This is a genomic window from Flavobacterium sp. NKUCC04_CG, assembly GCF_019345525.1.
Classification (GTDB): domain Bacteria; phylum Bacteroidota; class Bacteroidia; order Flavobacteriales; family Flavobacteriaceae; genus Flavobacterium.
In genome coordinates, this window is sequence record NZ_JAHKRA010000055.1 from 1 (window position 1) to 471 (window position 471).

General features: G+C 41.6%; 1 protein-coding gene. It reads left to right on the top strand.

The genetic code is table 11. From position 1 onward, the window contains the following. Window positions 1-471 (top strand): hypothetical protein (locus KO524_RS15205; protein ID WP_219295078.1); only part of this gene is annotated, 471 nt, incomplete at both ends.

Consider the following 471-nt stretch of genomic DNA (forward strand, 5'->3'; position numbering starts at 1 on the left):
GCAGTGAGCGAAGCCATGTTTTTGGACAATCGAGAACAGTATGATATAGAATATTACAGCAATAGGGCCGATGCCGTTGCGCGTGAGCATCAGATAGAAAATGCCGCGGCTTATATTTTAAAACCCGATAATTCGCAGCGAATAGTGTATCTACGCATCGAGCAGTTGGAGTTGGAATGCGTCCAAATCTATGAAATTCCCATTATTTATACGACGGGCGAGCTACCAGAACAACGAGCAGATATAATCGTGTGTGGTAGCTATGTTTTTCCCAATTTGAGCGGTAATCAATTTTATTATTCGCAAGCAGGGGGAAAAGGAGAAAGCTATAAGGGAGGAGAAAGTATAGTTCTTTTAGGAACCCATAAGATTTATGTTTTACAGCAAAATGGGGAATCGGGTTGTTATGAAGAAAGCAATTATAACGTAACCGTCGAAGCTGATGTAAGAGCAGATGTCATCGAAGATGCG